Source organism: Pseudomonas sp. GM80, assembly GCF_000282515.1.
Taxonomy (GTDB): domain Bacteria; phylum Pseudomonadota; class Gammaproteobacteria; order Pseudomonadales; family Pseudomonadaceae; genus Aquipseudomonas.
Genome location: NZ_AKJD01000183.1, coordinates 1 through 17,524, shown reverse-complemented (window position 1 = coordinate 17,524; position 17,524 = coordinate 1). Strand labels below are relative to the sequence as shown.

The window sequence follows — 17,524 nt, the reverse complement described above, 5'->3', positions numbered from 1 at the left end:
AGCCTTCGGCAGCTCCTACAAAGGAACGCAATCCCATGTAGGAGCTGCCGCAGGCTGCGATCTTTTGATTTGGCTTTTTAACCGTCTGGCCCGCAGCTGTTCCCAAATCCCTCAAGGGCTGGAACAATGCGGGCCACTTTGTAGAGCGTTTTCGCGGGGGAGTTGCGGGTGCAGATTCAGGGACATTACGAGCTTCAATTTGAAGCGGTGCGCGAGGCTTTCGCAGCACTGTTCGACGATCCCCAGGAACGCGGCGCAGCCTTGTGCATTCAGGTCGGTGGACAAACCGTCCTCGACCTCTGGTCCGGTACCGCCGACAAGGACCGTGCCGAGGCCTGGCACAGCGACACCATCGCCAACCTGTTCTCCTGCACCAAAACCTTTACCGCTGTCACCGCGCTGCAACTGGTCGCCGAAGGCAAGCTGCAACTCGATGTTCCGGTCGCGCGCTACTGGCCGGAATTCGCCGCTGCCGGCAAGGAATCCGTGACCCTGCGCCAATTGCTCTGCCACCAGGCCGGCTTGCCGGCGCTGCGTGAATTGCTCGCCCCCGAAGCCCTTTACGACTGGCAAACCATGGTCGACGCCCTCGCGGCCGAAGCCCCGTGGTGGACGCCGGGCACCGCTCACGGGTATGCCGCGATCACCTACGGCTGGCTGATCGGTGAATTGCTGCGCCGCGCCGATGGTCGTGGCCCGGGTGAGTCCATCGTTGCCCGCGTGGCGAAACCGTTGGGCCTGGATTTTCACGTTGGCCTGGCCGACGAAGAATTCCATCGCGTGGCGCACATCGCGCGCGGCAAGGGCAATGCCGGCGATGCTGCCGCTCAGCGCCTGCTGCAAGTGACGATGCGTGAACCCAGCGCGATGACCACCCGTGCTTTCACCAATCCGCCGTCGGTGCTCACCAGCACCAACAAACCGGAATGGCGACGCATGCAGCAACCGGCGGCCAACGGCCACGGTAACGCGCGCAGCCTCGCCGGTTTCTACGCCGGTTTGCTCGACGGCAGCCTGCTCGAAAGCGACATGCTCGAAGAGCTGACCCGCGAACACAGCCTCGGTGAAGACAAAACATTGCTGACCCGCACCCGTTTTGGTCTGGGCTGCATGCTCGATCAACCGGACGTGGCCAACGCCACTTACGGCCTCGGCCCACGGGCGTTTGGCCATCCTGGCGCGGGCGGTTCCATCGGTTTTGCTGACCCTGAGCATGATGTCGCCTTCGGATTCGTGACAAACACCCTTGGGCCGTACGTTTTGATGGACCCGCGCGCGCAGAAGCTTGCGCGGGTACTTGCCACTTGTCTGTAAAGCGTCAATAGAGGCTCCAGGGTCGGAACCTCGACTGGTTTTTCGATTCAAATCGACTGTTTATCCGGGCGAAAGTGCTCTGATTTTTCATTACTTCATTTTGTGGATTTTCAATGTCATCTAAAAAGACCCTCGCCCTGGCCCTGTGTGTAGCGATCACCGGTTGCGCACAGACCCCGAAAAACGATGCGGACGGCGGCAGTTGGTGGCCGTTCGGTTCTTCCGACACTGTAGCCGCTAAAGAGCCGGCTCCTGCACCTTTGAAGCCAGCTGCCACTGCCCCGGTCGCCAAAACCGAAAGCAGCAGCCCTTGGTACTGGCCGTTCGGTTCCGATGATGAAGCGGCCAAGGCTGACATGAAGGCTGAAGTCGCACCGGAAGCCAAGAAACCGGTTGCCGTGGCCAAGGCTGACGCCGACACCGGTAGCAAGTGGTGGTGGCCGTTCGGTGGCAAGGATCAGCCGACCACCAAAGCCGTGCCGATGCCGGATCCGAAAGTCACTCAAGCCTGGCTTGACGACTACGAGCCGCGTCTGCGTGAAGCGGTCAAGGACAGCAACCTGCAACTCGAACGCCGTGAAAACGTGCTGGTCGTGACCGCTCCGGTGGAAGGCTCGTTCAACCCGGATCGTCCGGCGATGCTGCTGCCGGTCACCCTCGGTCCGTTCACCCGTGTAGCGAAAATCCTTGAAGCCGACCCGAAAACCGCCGTTCTGGTACTGGGCCACAGTGACTCCAGCGGTGCCGCTCCGGCCAACATCAAATTGAGCCAGGAACGTGCCCAGGCCATTGCGGCGATTTTCCGCCTCAGCGGTTTGCAGCGTGATCGCCTGATGCTGCGCGGCATGGGTTCCGAAGCGCCGCGTGCGGCCAACGACAGCGTTGAAGGCCGTGCCCTGAACCGTCGCGTCGAACTGTTGGTAACCCCGCAAAACACCATGGTCGCGCTGCTGAGCAAGTACAACATGCCAGCGCCGAAGCCAGTGACCATGGTCGCCGCGCAAGACGTCAAGCCAGTGGCCAAACCGGTGACCCCGGCCCCCGCTGCGAAAAAAGCGGCTGTGCCTGCCGCGAAAAAGGCTCCGGCCAAGAAAGCCGCTGCCAAGGCTCCCGCCAAAAAAGCCCCGGCGAAGGCTCCAGCGAGGAAAACCACGCCAGCCAAAGCCGCCGCGACCGACAAGAAAGTCGCCGCTACCGATACCACCAAGAAGTGATCCGCTAACGAAAAGGAATGCGCCATGACCCAGGCTCTGGCAGATATGCGTCGTGATTACACCCGGGACGGTTTGACCGAGGCGCAAGCCCCGGCCGAGCCATTTGCGCTGTTCCACCAGTGGTTCGCCGACGCGGTGAAAACCGAACAGGCGCCGGTGGAAGCCAACGCCATGACCCTGGCCACGGTGGATGCGGACGGCCGTCCGCATTGCCGCATTCTGCTGCTCAAAGGCCTGGACGAGCAGGGTTTCACCTTCTTCACCAACTACGAGAGTGCCAAGGGCCAACACCTGGCCGCCAACCCGTGTGCCGCCATGACCTTCTTCTGGCCGACCCTCGAGCGCCAGGTGCGCATCGAAGGCCGGGTGGTAAAGGTCACGCCCGAGGAGTCCGATGCCTATTACCAGGTGCGTCCGTTGGGCAGCCGTCTCGGCGCCTGGGCTTCACCGCAGAGCCGGGTGATCAACGGGCGCGGTGAACTGGAGGATTTGCTCAAGGCGACCGAACAGCGCTTTTCCGATACTCAGCCCGACTGCCCGCAACATTGGGGCGGTTATCGCTTGCTGCCTGAGCGCATCGAATTCTGGCAGGGCCGTCCGAGCCGTCTGCACGATCGCCTCAACTACCGTGTGCAGGGCGCTGACTGGATTCTTGAACGTCTGGCACCCTGAGCAGTCTACCGAGCGGGATAGCCTGCCGCAGCGGCCTCAAGCCACTGCGGCAGATCCCGGCGCTTGATCTTCTGCGCCTGAGCGTTCGCCAACTGCTCGAGCATGAAGGCCCGTTTGCCCTCATCCTTGCCGGCCAGCGACAGCGCCAGGTCGCGATCCATCCAGCGTTTGATCCGCACGTACAACCACCCATGGAAGTACAAACCGGCGGCCGTGGTGACGACGATGATCAAGTAATCCATGAAAATCCTTGGTGTCGGTGGCGCAGAATCTGGAATTTGGCGCTACTGTAGGGGCTTCTATAGGGAAAAGTGCAGGCGTCTGTACCTCGCCTGAATGAAAGCCAATTTGTCCGGGCTGCGTCGTGACAGGCGTCAAGCCACGGAGTTTAATGAATATATGTTCCTTTGGAGTTGATGCTATGCGTAAGTCTGTTCTGCTGGTTGCTTCCTTTTCCACGATGGCGATGTTGCTTACCGGCTGCCAATCGAGCCTGACCGGTGACTCCTACTCCCGTGACGAAGCGCGTCGCGTGCAGACGATTCGCATGGGCACCATCGAATCCCTGCGACCGGTCAAAATCGAAGGCACCAAAACCCCGATCGGTGGCATCGCCGGTGCAGCAGTGGGTGGCGTCGGCGGCAGCGCCATCGGTGGCGGCAAGGGCAGCATTGTTGCTGCGGTCATCGGTGCAGTGGCGGGTGGTTTGATCGGTTCGGCCACAGAAGAAGGCCTGACCCGCACGCAAGGTGTGGAAATCACCGTGCGTGAAGACGACGGCAGCATGCGTGCCTATGTGCAGCAGGTTCAGGAGAACGAAGTGTTCCGCGTTGGCGAGCGCGTGCGCATCTCCACCGTTGGCGGCACCAGCCGCGTTTCGCACTAAGCGGGATGCAGGGTAAAGAAAACCCCGATCAGGTGACTGGTCGGGGTTTTTCTTTATTGCTTCCAATTCGTTAGTTCAGTAGTCAGCACAGGTGCCCATGAAAAACTCCAAACCCTTAGGGAGGCTAACTTTGAGAAGAGTTTGCAGCGCTGTGACTTGATCTGTAGTCAATAATAGCTCTCCGGGTTCCAATTCATTCAGGGGCTTAGACTCAACGAGCTGTGCAACTTTTTCGTTCATCTCGCTATCTTTGATATACAACTCGAATTGCAAAGAGTCATCTTCAGCATCATCAGGGTAAAAGCCGGTTATCGAAAGGTAGCGCATGTCTCAATCCTTAATTTCTAGAAGTTCTTCTGTCCGGCTCTGCAGGCCCGGTCTGTTCACCCGTCAGGTGATTGAACTCGCCTAAATGAGTCGTTCCCAACTTGTCGTATTTTTCCACAGCGTTACTTTTGTAATCCCATTCATAGATTCGACCTTTGCGGTCTACCCACCGTGCTCGCTGCTTTCCACCACCTTTCACCGAAGATTTCGACTTTACTCTAACTGCGTCAGGGAAGGCCGGTAGTGTCTCTGGGTGGCCGTAGTAGACATGGTCGCGAGCCCGGCTTAAAACGATGTAAATTGGCCGAATCCCCGAATGCGCTGGAAAAACCAAAATGAAGTCCCGGTACTCAGGCGGATAAACCGGATTGACCAGAATCCCGTCCGCAGCCTTCGTCGGCGGATAAACCCAGATATGCGGTGCTTGCGGTGCAGCCTCCAGCGCAGGAATGCCGAGGATGTCCGAGCCATCAACAGCAGGTGTCCAGATCAGTTCTACGTCTTCACCAAGATCGGCAATAAACTCGCTGCCCCGCGCGCTGAATTGCACGACATCAACCATTTCCCAATCGCGATGTTTGCCGGTGTAGAAGCCGTAGCCCTTCAAGCTTCCATCAGCCTGTTGCTCGACTCTCAACCGGACGCGAGTTCGCGCCTGTTGAAGGCCGCGCAATTGCTCCTCGGTATACAGCGCGCTGTCACCAAGGCTCGATGGCATGAACAGCGCCACCAGACCCACCAATGGCGTAATCACCGGGCTGGATACAATTGCGGGCAGAGCTTTGAAAGCCGAACCTGCCAGCGCAAAACTGCCAAATCCTGTAGGGATGGCCGTTGCACCGATTTTCTTGAGATGAACTGCACCGCTTTCATCGGCTTCGCGGGCACCGAGCAGGATGAGATCGCCGTAATCCTTCAGGCTGTCGGTCGGCACCATCCCCGAGGGGCTCGAGTAGTCGATGATTGCATCCGGCAAGTTGCAGGACTTGGCGAATACGCAGCCGGCACGCTCGGGGTTGGCTTTTTTGACCGCCGCCTCACAGCTACGCTCGAAAGCCTCCTGCCGCGCCAACATGGCGTCGTAAGCGTTTTGTCTGGCGTCGCGCGCGGCCAATTCGCTGGCCTTCATAAAGCGGTGGGTGACGTGATGCCCGTCGCCTTGCGGTGGGTTGGGAAACCCGGGGAATGTCCTTGTTGCCAGCCACTGATCGTCCTTTCGCTCATCCATCGACAGCCCTTTGCAAAGGGCTGGGCAACGTTAACGAAGCAGGAAAGTTGTGGCTGTAGGACGCGTCTCTAAAGACGTGGGGATTGTTCGACGCAAGACTGCTGGCGCTTTGCTGAAGAGCAAGACTATAAAAGAGTCAGAAGATTGGGGAGAAATTCGCGTCCATCACTTACAGCAACTTATCGAGTACGAACTCTTTGAACCATGGCGGCTGGGTGTCTGACTTGATTTCAATCAGTTCGCCATCAGTGATCTCCGCTATTTGCGTCAGGCCTTCACTGCCTTCATCCGAGTTGTCGAAAATATAGGCCCGGTTCGAGGTCAAGATAGCTTCAGACAAGAGCTCAAGAGATCTCCAGTACCGCGCTTGTATTTTTTCAGGAGGAACGCTGTGCCCGCCTTGGGATACTCGATAGGCAACCCTGGCAATATTGATCTGAGGATCGGCTGTCGCGACGTAGTAAACGTAAACCCGGTAACCGGACTGATGGGCCTCGGCGAGCAGGCTGACTTTGTCAGAGGAGGACATGACTGTTTCAAAGGTAAAACTGATGCGTTCTTTGATCAGTGATCTACGTATAAAGTCGGAAAGGGCGGATGCGACGTATGAGTCGATTTCAGTATTGGAAAAGCTGAGGCGTTCGCCATCAATCGTAAGGGCATCGAGCTTTGCTAGTGAATGTGGGGATTTCTTTAGTAGGGCATGTTCACGGAAGAAGTCGAAAATGTCTTCCTTGTGAGCCTCGATGCGATAGGAGGTGAAATCAAAATAGCCCGTATCTTTGATTGCTCGTTCGATGTCATCAGGATTTATGTAGTTGCCCAGCAAATGCGCGGGAACCAGTCGATTGAAGGTGCTTTTTCCTGAGCCGTTCGGGCCCGCGAATATCCGTATCCTCGGTGTGCTCAAGAAGTGGCCTGTTTTGATTTGTTGATGTGCAGGCGAGTGCCGCTTTTCAGATTTCCATAGGTGCCGATTGAGCGCAAAGCAATTGATGTCTTCTCGGTCACTTCAAACAGCTGACCATCTTTGGCAACGAGAACCGCAGCGCCGTTGGCGAGCGCCATTTTATAAGCGTTGCTGAATGCCTTCAGAGCAATGTCCGGAATACGCGATTCCTGTACGGAAATCTGATCGTCCGTCATTGGGCGTTTTTCTGCTTTACGTGACATGGATGACTCCAGAAGCGGTGCTGAGAAGGTGCGGCTGTCAACGAAAGATATAGCACATTTGCAAGGTTCAGAGCCAAGCCCCTCTGGATAGAAGGGCTCTGCCTTTTGTAGAAATATGCGTATCAGGCGTTTTGCAGAGCATTGCGGCGACTCGCCGCTGCCGTCACCGCATAACCAATCAACGCCGCCAGAATCGAGCCGGTCAGAATGCCCATCCGATCCATCCCGGCGTAGTCGCTCACGCCCGGCTCAAAAGCCAGCGAACCGACGAACAGGCTCATGGTGAAGCCGATCCCGCAGAGAATTGCCACGCCCATGACCTGACCCCAGTTGGCGCCTTGGGGCAGGGCGGCGATGCCGACCTTGACCGCCAGCCAGGTCAGGCCGAACACACCGACGGTCTTGCCCAGCAGCAGGCCCACCGCGATGCCCATCGGCACGTGGTGAGTGAAGCTTTCCACGGTCACGCCGCTCAGTGAAAGGCCGGCGTTGGCGAAGGCGAACAGCGGCAGGATGCCGTAGGCCACCCACGGGTGCAGCGCATGTTCGAGGGTCAGCAGCGGCGACGGCTCGGCGTTTTTCGTGCGCAACGGGATGCAGAAGGCCAGGGTCACGCCCGCCAGCGTCGCATGCACGCCGCTCTTGAGGACGCAGACCCAGAGGATCAATCCAATGATCATGTACGGCCCGAGCTTGACCACCCCGAGCCGGTTCATCGCCACCAGCGCCGCGATGCACGCCGCCGCCAGGCCCAGTGACAGGGTTGAGAGTTCGCCGGAGTAGAAGATCGCGATGATCACGATGGCGCCGAGGTCATCGATGATCGCCAGGGTCATCAGGAACAGCTTCAGTGACACCGGGACACGCTTGCCGAGCAACGCCAGTACGCCGAGGGCGAAGGCGATGTCGGTGGCGGTCGGGATCGCCCAGCCGCTCAGTGCGGCCGGGTTGTCACGGTTGAGAAACCAGTAGATTAGCGCCGGCACCAGCATGCCGCCGATCGCCGCCGCGCCGGGCAGGACGATCTGCGAGGGCTTGGACAGCTGACCGTCGAGCACCTCGCGCTTCACTTCCAGGCCGATGAGCAGGAAGAACATCGCCATCAGACCGTCGTTGATCCACAGCAGCAGGGGTTTGGCGATTTTCAACGCACCGATCTGCGCCACCACGGGGGTGTCGAGCAGGCCGGTGTACAGCCACGACAGCGGCGAGTTGTTGATAATCAGGGCCAGGATGGCTGCGGCGATCAATAACAGACCGCTGGCAGCTTCCAACTGAAAGAAACGCGTGAAAGTGCTACGCAGAGGCAAGGTCGCTCTCCATCGAATCGTCAAAAAGGTGGGACACCCTAACCCGTACTGTTAGTTGTTAAAACAAAAGTTATATTCTTTTTTGTTATATGGCGTTACAACGCGGCTGAGCCCCGGCCACGCTGAGCCTAGCAGTTGCCCGACACATTGAGACGCAGCTGTATCTGTGCGTGAAGGAGGATTTTTCCTAAGCTGGTGAGCAAGCTTTTCGAACAGATAGACCACCTGCCCGATTCAACGAGAACCATCACCATGAGCGACAACCGACAGTGGGCCCGCGAAGCCATCCGCATCATCGAAGCGGATTTTCAGCGCAGCGCCGACACCCATCTGATTCCCTTGCCGCTGCCAGGTTTTGCCGGCATCGAGTTGTATTTCAAGGACGAGTCCAGCCATCCGACCGGCAGCCTCAAACATCGGCTGGCACGTTCGCTGTTTCTCTATGCGTTGTGTAACGGCTGGCTTAAACCCGGCGCGCCGGTGATCGAAGCGTCCAGCGGCTCGACGGCAATTTCCGAAGCCTATTTCGCACGGATGCTCGGTTTGCCGTTCATTGCGGTGATGCCGGCAACTACCTCGAAAGAGAAGATCGCGCAGATTGCGTTCTACGGTGGCCAGAGTCATCTGGTGCAAGATCCGACGCAGATCTACGCCGAATCCGAGCGTCTGGCGCGTGAGCATGGTGGCCATTTCATCGACCAGTTCACCTACGCCGAACGTGCCACCGACTGGCGCGCGAACAACAACATCGCCGAGTCAATCTTTCAGCAGATGCGTTACGAGCAGCACCCGGAACCGAGCTGGTTGATTTCCAGCCCCGGCACCGGCGGCACCACCGCGACCCTCGGCCGTTACGTGCGCTATCGCCAGCATTGCACCCGCGTGTTGTGCGCCGACGCCGAGCGCTCGGTGTTCTTCGATTACTACCAGAGCGGTGACGCGAGTTTGCGCCTGGATTGCGGTTCACGCATTGAGGGCATTGGCCGGCCACGGGTGGAGGCGTCGTTCCTGCCCAAGGTGATCGATGCGATGGTCAAGGTGCCGGATGCCTTGTCGTTGGCGGCCATGCATTATCTGGCGCAGCGTCTGGGACGGCATGTTGGTGGGTCGAGCGGGACCAATCTGATCGGCGCGCTGATGGCGGCGCAGCAGATGAAAGCGGCGGGGGAGTCGGGGTCGATCGTGGCGATTCTGTGCGATGGCGGCGAGCGGTATGCCGACACGTATTACGATCAGGATTGGCTGAGAGCGCAGGGCTATGAGCTGAGTGGGTTGATCGAAGCCGTGACAGCGAGTGCCGAGCGCGGTGAACCGCTGCCGACCTCAGTCCTGCGCGCCAACATCTGACACACCGAAATCAATGTGGGAGCTGGCTTGCCAGCGATGGCAGTGGTTCAGTCAACATTAATGTTGAACCTGAGTCCGTCATCGCTGGCAAGCCAGCTCCCACAGGGCAGGGGATGCTGATCAGTCAGTCAGGCCGAGGATATCGCGCGCCACGGCTTCGGCAATGCGAATCCCGTCAACACCCGCCGACAGAATCCCGCCCGCATAACCGGCGCCTTCACCGGCCGGGAACAGGCCCTTCACGTTCATGCTCTGCAGCGTCTCGTTACGCGTAATGCGCAGCGGCGACGAGGTGCGCGTCTCGATCCCGGTCAACACCGCATCGTGCAGCGAATACCCGCGAATCTGCTTTTCGAATGCCGGCAAGGCCTCGCGGATGGCCTCAATGGCAAAGTCCGGCAACGCCAGAGCGAGGTCGCCCAGCGCGACGCCCGGCTTGTACGAGGGCTCGACTTCGCCCAGCTCGGTCGAAGGAATGTCATTAATGAAGTCGCCGACCAGTTGCGCCGGCGCCTTGTAATCGCTGCCACCCAGAATGAACGCGTGGGATTCCAGACGTTCCTGCAACTCGATCCCTGCCAGCGGGCCGCCCGGATAATCGACTTCCGGGGTAATACCGACAACGATGCCGGAGTTGGCGTTGCGCTCGTTACGCGAGTACTGGCTCATGCCGTTGGTGACTACGCGGTTCGGCTCGGAAGTCGCCGCAACCACGGTGCCGCCCGGGCACATGCAGAAGCTGTAGACCGAACGGCCGTTCTTGGCGTGGTGCACCAGTTTGTAGTCGGCGGCACCGAGTTTCGGGTGTCCGGCGTACTTGCCCAAGCGCGCACGGTCGATCAGCGATTGCGGGTGTTCGATGCGGAAACCCACCGAGAACGGCTTGGCTTCCATGAACACGCCACGGCTGTGGAGCATGCGGAAGGTGTCGCGGGCGCTGTGGCCGAGGGCCAGAACCACGTGTTTCGAATGCAGGGTTTCGCCGCTGGCCAGCTCGACGCCGACCAGTTGGCCGTCTTCGATCAGCACGTCGGTGACGCGTTCCTGGAAGCGCACTTCGCCGCCCAGTTCGCGGATCTGCTCGCGCATGTTTTCAACCATGCCGGTCAGGCGGAACGTACCGATGTGCGGTTTGCTGACGTAGAGGATTTCTTCCGGCGCGCCGGCCTTGACGAACTCGTGCAGGACTTTGCGGCCAAGGAACTTCGGATCCTTGATCTGGCTGTACAGCTTGCCGTCGGAGAACGTGCCCGCGCCGCCTTCGCCGAACTGCACGTTGGATTCTGGGTTGAGTACGCTTTTACGCCACAGGCCCCAGGTGTCTTTGGTGCGCTGGCGGACTTCGGTGCCGCGTTCGAGGACGATCGGCTTGAAACCCATTTGTGCCAGCAACAGGCCGGCGAAGATCCCGCACGGGCCAAAACCGACAACGATCGGGCGCTGGCTCAGCTCGCTTGGCGCCTGGCCAACAAATTTGTAGCTGACATCCGGCGCCACGTTGACGTTACGGTCGTCGGCGAACTTGCCCAACACCGTGGCCTCGTCGCGCACGCTGAGGTCGATGGTGTAGATGAAGCACAGTTCGGAGGACTTTTTGCGCGCATCGTAGCTGCGCTTGAACAAGGTGAAATCGAGCAGATCATCGCTGGCGATGCCCAGGCGCTGCACGATGGCAGGGCGCAGGTCTTCTTCGGGATGGTCGATTGGCAGCTTGAGTTCAGTGATTCGTAACATGGCGAGGATCCGGGTTCGCGGGGCGCACAACTGCGCCAAGGCGTTTGAAGGCCGCGATTATAAGCCGCAAAGGCCGGATCCGGTGAGGCTAAAACGCTCAGTCGTTGCGCGATCCGCCGAAATACCCGCAACCGCGCTGCACCTGGCCGTCGATGCGCAACTCGGCGCTCATGTGCTGCACGCTGCCGGTGTTGCTGTCGACGCAGCGCTGCGGCGCGACCCACAATTCGATGCGCTGGTTGTTGGCTTCACTGCTGAGGTTGAAGCGGCCGTCGCCCAGTTGCTCTTCAACATAAGGCACGGCGAGTGGCGGCTGGCCTTCACGGTCGATGACCATGCCTTTGCCGCTGACCTTGACGTTCCACTCCGGGCCATGGCCGGTCGCGCGCAGGATCAGCAGTTTGAAATTCGGATCATCGCAGGCCGTACCGGAGCGCTCGACGCGGTACAGCTGCGTCAGATCGAGGCGATCACCGGCGACTTTGCCGCGAACATCGGCAAACAGTTTGCCCTGCTCATCGGCGAGGGTCGCGGCCTCTTGCAGGACGCTGGTGCCGCCGATGTCATTGACCACCAGTTGGCGCTGATCCTGACACGGCTGAAACACCAGTTTGCCGTCAGCGGCGGTCAGTTGCCCCTGCATCCGCGTCTGCCCGACGTGCGAGGCACTTTCACGCTGGCCATCGAACAATTGGCAGGCGGCAAACAATGGCAGCAAGGCAACCAGGACTAACGAACGGGCAACACGCATCTTCGACTCTCCAGACAAGTGCCGCCACGTTACTGAGGGTGGGCGGTGATCACAAGGCTTGTGTGGCCGATGCCTGCCTACGCTTGAGTTGAGCACCGGGCCACAGCATAGTGGCGCACCTGTCCAGCAGCGGGCTCATCAGACATGCAGCAAAACTCTTCGGTGTTTCCTCAACGACTGCATGCGCTGGACGCATTGCGCGGCCTCGCGGCGCTGGCCGTGGTGTTCTGGCACTGGCAACACTTTTTTTTCCTCGGCGCAGTGCCCGGTCCGTTACTGCGCGAGGAACAACCGTTTTTCAGTGTTTTTTCGCTGTTCTACCGCCATGGCGGCGATGCCGTTTCGCTGTTTTTCAGTCTCTCCGGGTTTGTGTTTTTCTGGTTGTTTGCGCGTGCCCTCGCGCAGCGCGAATTGAGCGCCAAACAGTTTTTCATTGATCGGTTCAGCCGGATTTACCCATTGCATCTGGTGACATTTGTTGTCGTCGCAGTGCTGCAAAAGATCTACGGCGCCTACACCGGTAACGCATTTGTTTATCCTTTCAACGATGCGTATCACGCGTTGTTGAATGTGCTTCTGGCGCCCGCGTGGGGGTTCGAGGACGGTTGGTCGTTCAATGGGCCGGTCTGGTCTGTCTCGGTGGAAGTGCTGTTGTACGGCGCATTTTTTCTGTTGTGGCGTTATGCGCCTGCGCCGCTAGTCATCAGCGTCGGTTTGGTGGTCAGTGCCGCATGGATATTTCCCGCACACTACAAAATCGCCCTGGGTGTGATCGGATTTTTCGGCGGTGGCTTGGCCTACTTCGGGGTGGCCGCGTTGTTGCGGCGGTTTGCCGAGCGCTGGGTGGGTGTGAGTCTGGCGCTCGTCTGCGCGGCAGGCTGGTGGTTGTTCGACGATGCAAACCAATCGGCACTGATCAAATTTGCCGTACTGTTTCCGCTGTCCGTCGCCTGCGTGGCGGCCTGTCACTCATGGCTGGAACCGTTGGCCAGGCGTCTGTCCTGGCTTGGCGACATCAGTTACGCCACCTATTTACTGCATTTCCCGCTGCAAATTTCTGCGGCGTTGCTGGCCGACAAATTCTTCCATGGGCGCGAGGTGTTTTATCAACCGTGGAGTTTTTTGCTGTTTTTCACGGTGTTGATCGGCGCCAGCCTGCTTTGCAATCGTCTGTTCGAACGACCGCTGCAGCGCTGGCTTCGACAGCGCGCCGGTGGGTACGCCAAGCAACTTGAACCCGCTCGCTGACCCACCTCGTTGCAGTAGACGGCTCAGTTCACATGAAACGTCTGACCGGTTTGCAGGCCTTCGACACTTTTCGCGTAGGCCAACGCCACATCTGCCGCAGCAACTGGCTTATAGCCGCGGAAGTACGGCGCATATTTGCCCATCGCTTCCAGCAGCACGGTCGGACTGACCGAATTCACCCGCAGGCCGCGCGGTAACTCAATGGCGGCCGCCCGCACAAAACTGTCCAGCGCACCGTTGACCAGCGCCGCCGACGCACCGCTGCGGATCGGATCATGACTGAGCACGCCCGTGGTGAAGGTGAACGAAGCGCCATCATTGGCGAATTCGCGGCCGATCAACAGCAGGTTGACCTGGCCCATCAGCTTGTCCTTGAGGCCGAGGGCGAAGCTGTCTCCAGTCATCTCGCCGAGCGGCGCGAAGGTCACGTTACCGGCAGCGCAGATCAGCGCGTCGAACTTTCCGGTCTGTTCGAACAATTGGCGAATCGATGCGCTGTCGCTGATATCGACATTGAGATCACCGCTGTTGCGACCGATGCGAATGATTTCGTGACGTTGCGAGAGCTCTTTGTCCACGGCTGAACCAATGGTGCCGCCAGCGCCTATCAATAGAATTTTCATCGAGCTGTACCTCAAGTGATTGAACGAGGACTCAGTCTAGAGTGGTTTTTTCTGCGGATAAGCGCACTAATAGGCAACCTTTGGTTTTCAAATGGAAACAATCCATGAGCGAAATGGATGATCTGGCGGCGTTTGCCGTGTTGATCGAGGCCGGCAGTTTTACCCTGGCGGCGCAGCAGTTGGGCTGCAGCAAGGGGCAGTTGTCCAAACGCATCAGCCAACTTGAAGCGCGCTTTTCTGTGGTGCTGCTGCAGCGCACCACGCGTCGCTTGAGCCTGACGGCGGCAGGTGCGGCGTTGCTGCCGCAAGCGCAGGCGCTGGTCGTGCAGGTCGAAAAAGCGCGTCAGGCGTTGGCGCGGCTGAAAGACGATATGGCCGGTCCGGTGCGGATGACGGTTCCTGTTTCGCTGGGGGAAACCTTTTTCGATGGCTTGCTGCTGGAGTTCTCGCAGGAATATCCCGAGGTGCAGATCGAACTGGAGCTGAACAACAGCTATCGGGATTTGTCCCGCGACGGTTTTGATCTGGCGATTCGCAGCGAGGTGGCCAACGACGAGAGACTGGTCGCCAAGCCGCTGCTGGCCTGGCAGGAAATGACCTGTGCCAGCCCGGCGTATCTGCAGCGCTTTGGCGAACCGACGACCCCGCAGGCGCTGGCCGAGCACCGTTGTTTGCTCAACAGCCACTACAGCGGCCGTGAGGAATGGCTGTATCACCAGCAGCACGAATTGCTGCGAGTACGGGTGTCGGGGCCGTTCGCCAGCAATCACTACAACCTGCTGAAGAAAGCTGCGCTCACTGGTGCAGGCATCGCCCGATTGCCTTCGTACTTGCTCCAGGCGGAATTGGCTGACGGCCGATTGCGCCTGCTGCTGCGCGACTATCAGACCCGACGGATGCCGATGTATCTGGTGCATCCGTATCAGGGCGGTTTGCCGAAACGCACGCAGGTATTGGCGGACTATCTGATCGGCTGGTTCAAGCGCAGCGGCGAGGCGCTGGATCGCCTCCAGCACTGACCCGTTTCCCCTGTAGGAGCTGCCGAAGGCTGCGATCTTTTGATCTGGCTTCGAAAAAAACAGAATCAAAAGATCGCAGCCTTCGGCAGCTCCTACATGAGTGTCAGTGGTTGTAGTGTTTGGCGATCAGGTGGTCGAGCGAGAGTTTTCCCGGCCCGGTCGCCATCAGGTACAGCAACACTGCCGCCCAGGTGCCATGAGTCGGGTAGGCATCGGGATACACAAACAGCTGAATGGTCAGGGTCATGCCCAACAATGCCAGCGCCGAAAACCGTGTGGCGAAGCCGATCAGGATCAGCACCGGAAAGAAGTGCTCGGCAAACGCCGCCAGGTGCGCGGCAATCTCCGGTGACAGTAGAGGCACGTGGTATTCGCTCTTGAACAAGGGGATGGTCGAGTCGGCCAGACGTGGCCAACCGAGCTCAAAGGTGCCGTCGATCAAGTCGATGGCCAAGCCTTCGACTTTGGTTTGTCCAGACTTCCAGAACACGGCGGCAATCGAAAAGCGTGCAACGAAAGCGATCAGGCTGTGGGGAATTTTTTCCAGCAGCGCGATGGCGTGGACGATCAGGTGATTCATGGCAATTCCTTGGCGTTCAGTTGAGTGATGGCGTTCCGCGCGATCAGCAGACCCAGTACTTCTGTGAGGTCGAATGGTGGGCTGTTCTCTGCCGCCGTCAGCACGGGCATGCCGTCGAGCAGATGGCGGATGAACCCATCGGCGGCGGGTTGAACGGCAAACACTTCGACGTCGAGGTTATTGCGCAGTACCAGCGCACTTTGGCCGTGATTGAGGTCGATGCCCGCGAGCGATGCCCCGCGCTGATGCGCCGCCCAAATGGCAACCACGGGATAGGCCGAACCGAGCACGTGCAGGGACGGATGAAGCCCCACACGCAGCTCGCCGAGAATCTCCGGTTTGGCCAGTGCAGCGGTGATTTCCGCCGGCCGGACAGGCAACGCGTCGGCGGCGTGGTAGGCGAGGGTGCGCAACTGTTCGAGGCGCGCCACATCGGCCAGATACGGCACGCTGGCGGCGGGTTCGAAGGCTGCAATGAAGTCCGCAAACGGTTCGCCATAGCGGCTCATCAGCGGATTTCGGGGCGGGTTTGCCTGTACGAAAAGTGCCGCCATGGCACGGAAAAATTCCTCGCCAACCAACTGCGCGACCACCGGGTAACCGTCAGCCAGCGCGTTGATCAGTGAGCCCAGCACGTTATTGCGATACACCGCGAAACGGCTGGCCGGATCGGCGCCGTTGGCACTGCACAGCCCCTCGGGGCAGGGCAGTTGTCGGTCAAGCAGGGCGGCGGCGAATGCCATTTGACTGCTCATGGCAGTCCCCCGACCTGCCGCAACAACGCGTCGGCCCGTTGCGTCTCGGCAAGCAAAACGTTGAAAGCGGGCACGTTATTGTCGCGCTCGATCAGTGTTGCCACCGGGCCAATGCGCTCCAGCACTTGCTGGTACAACTGCCAGACTGCCTGATCAATCGGTGCGCCATGATCATCGATCAACAAGCGGTCACCGAGGCTGTCGCAATCTTCAGCAAACCCCGCCAGATGAATTTCGCCGACCGCGTGCAACGGCAATGCATCGAGGTAGGCCTGCGGATCGCGCTGATGATTGATGCACGCCACGTAAACATTGTTGATGTCGAGCAACAGACCGCAGCCACTGCGGCGGATCACCTCGGCGATGAACTCTGGTTCATCGATTGTCGAGCGCTGGAACGCCAGATACGTCGCTGGATTTTCCAGCAGCATCGGTCGTTTCAGGGCGTTCTGCACCTGGTCGACATGCGCGCAGACGCGGTTCAGTGTCGGCGTGTCGTAAGCCAGTGGCAGCAGGTCATTGAGAAACACCGGGCCATGGCTGGACCACGCCAGGTGTTCGGAAAAGGATTGCGGTTGATAGCGTCGAATCAGCTCGGCCAATCGTTTGAGGTGCTGTTGATCCAGCGGCCCTTCAGCGCCGATGGACAAACCGACACCGTGCAGCGACAGCGGATACTGCTGACGAATCAAACTGAGAAAATGATGAAACGGGCCGCCGGCCACCATGTAGTTTTCGGCGTGGACTTCGAAGAACCCGATGTCCGGTTGAGTGTCGAGCACTTCACGAAAGTGCCCGGTCTTGAGCCCCAGCCCGGCACGGGGCGGGAGCTCGGCAAGGGCTGCCTGAGTGCCGGGGAGGGGAGTGTCTTGTGTTGTAAACATGATCGTCACTCAGGCAGGACTTGGATCAGGACTTGGCTTTGAAGGCTTCCATCTGACCGAAACCGGTCGGCGAGGTCTTGCTTTCGGTGGTGGCGCAGGTGCCTTTCGGGACGAGTTTCCAGGCGTTGGCCTGGTAGTCCATTTTCGCCGTGCCGGCACACGTGGTGCCTGCACCGGCGGCGCAATCGTTGTGACCTTTCATGGCGACGCCGAAGCATTTTTCCATGTCGTCGGCGGCGTGGGCGGTGGAGACGGCAGCCATGCTCAGGGCAGAACCGAGGGCCAGAACCAGGGCGGTGGCGGACAGGGTGCGGGTGGTAGCAGTCATGATGTTTCTCCAGTATTGATCAGGGTTTTTACAAACGCTTTTGCGCTTGCTTACCCCTCTAGAGAACGCTCATGACGATGCGTTACACCCCACGCAAAATCTTTTTCACTACCCCTGTAGGAGCTGCCGCA

The 17,524-nt window shown here is 59.3% G+C and carries 19 protein-coding genes and 1 pseudogene; 7 read left to right on the top strand and 13 right to left on the bottom strand.

Annotated elements, in window-relative coordinates:
• Positions 1 to 168 precede the first annotated feature (168 nt).
• From PMI37_RS25085 to pdxH, 3 genes are all read left to right on the top strand, one after another.
• A complete protein-coding gene (locus PMI37_RS25085; RefSeq protein ID WP_008086356.1) occupies positions 169 to 1,314 on the top strand; it encodes an EstA family serine hydrolase in 1,146 nt (381 codons plus the stop codon).
• A gap of 113 nt (positions 1,315 to 1,427) precedes the next feature.
• Positions 1,428 to 2,528, top strand: a complete 1,101-nt coding sequence (locus tag PMI37_RS25080; protein WP_008086355.1) for an OmpA family protein — start codon at positions 1,428 to 1,430, stop codon at positions 2,526 to 2,528.
• A gap of 24 nt (positions 2,529 to 2,552) precedes the next feature.
• The gene (gene pdxH, locus PMI37_RS25075) at positions 2,553 to 3,200 is read left to right on the top strand and encodes a pyridoxamine 5'-phosphate oxidase (protein ID WP_008086353.1); all 648 of its coding nucleotides are present in this window, start codon (positions 2,553 to 2,555) and stop codon (positions 3,198 to 3,200) included.
• A 5-nt stretch (positions 3,201 to 3,205) separates the two neighbouring features.
• Here the strand turns inward: pdxH and PMI37_RS25070 are convergent, their stop codons facing one another.
• Positions 3,206 to 3,442, bottom strand: a complete 237-nt coding sequence (locus PMI37_RS25070) for a hypothetical protein (protein ID WP_008086351.1) — start codon at positions 3,440 to 3,442, stop codon at positions 3,206 to 3,208.
• Between the two features lie 179 nt (positions 3,443 to 3,621).
• On the opposite strand from PMI37_RS25070, the gene PMI37_RS25065 reads away from it, so the two are divergent.
• Positions 3,622 to 4,086 (top strand): glycine zipper 2TM domain-containing protein, encoded by a 465-nt coding sequence (locus PMI37_RS25065; RefSeq protein WP_008086349.1) that lies wholly within the window; start codon positions 3,622 to 3,624, stop codon positions 4,084 to 4,086.
• Positions 4,087 to 4,161: 75 nt separating this feature from the next.
• Here PMI37_RS25065 and PMI37_RS25060 read toward each other — a convergent pair whose 3' ends face one another.
• From PMI37_RS25060 to nhaA, 5 genes and pseudogenes are all read right to left on the bottom strand, one after another.
• Entirely contained in the window at positions 4,162 to 4,413 is a 252-nt protein-coding gene (locus tag PMI37_RS25060) for a pyocin S6 family toxin immunity protein (protein ID WP_008086347.1), read from the bottom strand.
• A 10-nt stretch (positions 4,414 to 4,423) separates the two neighbouring features.
• Positions 4,424 to 5,618 (bottom strand): annotated as a pseudogene (locus tag PMI37_RS25055) (S-type pyocin domain-containing protein).
• 192 nt (positions 5,619 to 5,810) lie between these two features.
• Positions 5,811 to 6,551 (bottom strand): zeta toxin family protein, encoded by a 741-nt coding sequence (locus tag PMI37_RS25050; RefSeq protein WP_008086342.1) that lies wholly within the window; start codon positions 6,549 to 6,551, stop codon positions 5,811 to 5,813.
• Entirely contained in the window at positions 6,548 to 6,814 is a 267-nt protein-coding gene (locus tag PMI37_RS25045) for a hypothetical protein (RefSeq protein WP_008086340.1), read from the bottom strand. The genes PMI37_RS25050 and PMI37_RS25045 overlap by 4 nt, the downstream gene beginning before the upstream one ends.
• Before the next feature lie 122 nt (positions 6,815 to 6,936).
• Positions 6,937 to 8,124, bottom strand: a complete 1,188-nt coding sequence (gene nhaA / locus PMI37_RS25040) for a Na+/H+ antiporter NhaA (protein ID WP_008086339.1) — start codon at positions 8,122 to 8,124, stop codon at positions 6,937 to 6,939.
• Between the two features lie 252 nt (positions 8,125 to 8,376).
• Here nhaA and PMI37_RS25035 point away from each other — a divergent pair, with 252 nt between their 5' ends.
• Positions 8,377 to 9,471, top strand: coding sequence for a PLP-dependent cysteine synthase family protein (locus tag PMI37_RS25035; RefSeq protein WP_008086336.1), 1,095 nt, complete (start codon positions 8,377 to 8,379; stop codon positions 9,469 to 9,471).
• Positions 9,472 to 9,591: 120 nt separating this feature from the next.
• On the opposite strand, the gene PMI37_RS25030 is transcribed toward PMI37_RS25035, so the two are convergent.
• Both PMI37_RS25030 and PMI37_RS25025 read right to left on the bottom strand, forming a co-directional pair.
• On the bottom strand, positions 9,592 to 11,205 hold the full coding sequence (locus PMI37_RS25030; protein WP_008086334.1) for an NAD(P)/FAD-dependent oxidoreductase: 1,614 nt from the start codon (positions 11,203 to 11,205) through the stop codon (positions 9,592 to 9,594).
• A 97-nt stretch (positions 11,206 to 11,302) separates the two neighbouring features.
• On the bottom strand, positions 11,303 to 11,956 hold the full coding sequence (locus tag PMI37_RS25025) for a COG3650 family protein (protein ID WP_008086332.1): 654 nt from the start codon (positions 11,954 to 11,956) through the stop codon (positions 11,303 to 11,305).
• 144 nt (positions 11,957 to 12,100) lie between these two features.
• Here PMI37_RS25025 and PMI37_RS25020 point away from each other — a divergent pair, with 144 nt between their 5' ends.
• On the top strand, positions 12,101 to 13,204 hold the full coding sequence (locus tag PMI37_RS25020) for an acyltransferase family protein (protein ID WP_008086330.1): 1,104 nt from the start codon (positions 12,101 to 12,103) through the stop codon (positions 13,202 to 13,204).
• 23 nt (positions 13,205 to 13,227) lie between these two features.
• On the opposite strand, the gene PMI37_RS25015 is transcribed toward PMI37_RS25020, so the two are convergent.
• Positions 13,228 to 13,827 (bottom strand): short chain dehydrogenase, encoded by a 600-nt coding sequence (locus tag PMI37_RS25015; RefSeq protein WP_008086329.1) that lies wholly within the window; start codon positions 13,825 to 13,827, stop codon positions 13,228 to 13,230.
• A gap of 104 nt (positions 13,828 to 13,931) precedes the next feature.
• Here PMI37_RS25015 and PMI37_RS25010 point away from each other — a divergent pair, with 104 nt between their 5' ends.
• Positions 13,932 to 14,846 carry a LysR family transcriptional regulator gene (locus PMI37_RS25010; RefSeq protein ID WP_008086327.1) on the top strand — a complete coding sequence of 305 codons (915 nt, stop codon included), beginning with the start codon at positions 13,932 to 13,934 and terminating at the stop codon, positions 14,844 to 14,846.
• Positions 14,847 to 14,949: 103 nt separating this feature from the next.
• On the opposite strand, the gene PMI37_RS25005 is transcribed toward PMI37_RS25010, so the two are convergent.
• The 4 genes from PMI37_RS25005 to PMI37_RS24990 are packed head-to-tail and all read right to left on the bottom strand — an operon-like array spanning position 14,950 to position 17,393.
• Positions 14,950 to 15,426, bottom strand: coding sequence for a DoxX family protein (locus PMI37_RS25005; RefSeq protein ID WP_008086326.1), 477 nt, complete (start codon positions 15,424 to 15,426; stop codon positions 14,950 to 14,952).
• A complete protein-coding gene (locus PMI37_RS25000) occupies positions 15,423 to 16,181 on the bottom strand; it encodes an HvfC/BufC N-terminal domain-containing protein (RefSeq protein ID WP_008086325.1) in 759 nt (252 codons plus the stop codon). Before PMI37_RS25000 ends, PMI37_RS25005 begins: the two co-directional genes overlap by 4 nt.
• Positions 16,178 to 17,065, bottom strand: coding sequence for an MNIO family bufferin maturase (gene bufB / locus PMI37_RS24995; RefSeq protein ID WP_008086323.1), 888 nt, complete (start codon positions 17,063 to 17,065; stop codon positions 16,178 to 16,180). Before bufB ends, PMI37_RS25000 begins: the two co-directional genes overlap by 4 nt.
• 25 nt (positions 17,066 to 17,090) lie before the next feature.
• Positions 17,091 to 17,393 carry a BufA1 family periplasmic bufferin-type metallophore gene (locus PMI37_RS24990; RefSeq protein ID WP_008086321.1) on the bottom strand — a complete coding sequence of 101 codons (303 nt, stop codon included), beginning with the start codon at positions 17,391 to 17,393 and terminating at the stop codon, positions 17,091 to 17,093.
• Positions 17,394 to 17,524: the final 131 nt, after the last annotated feature.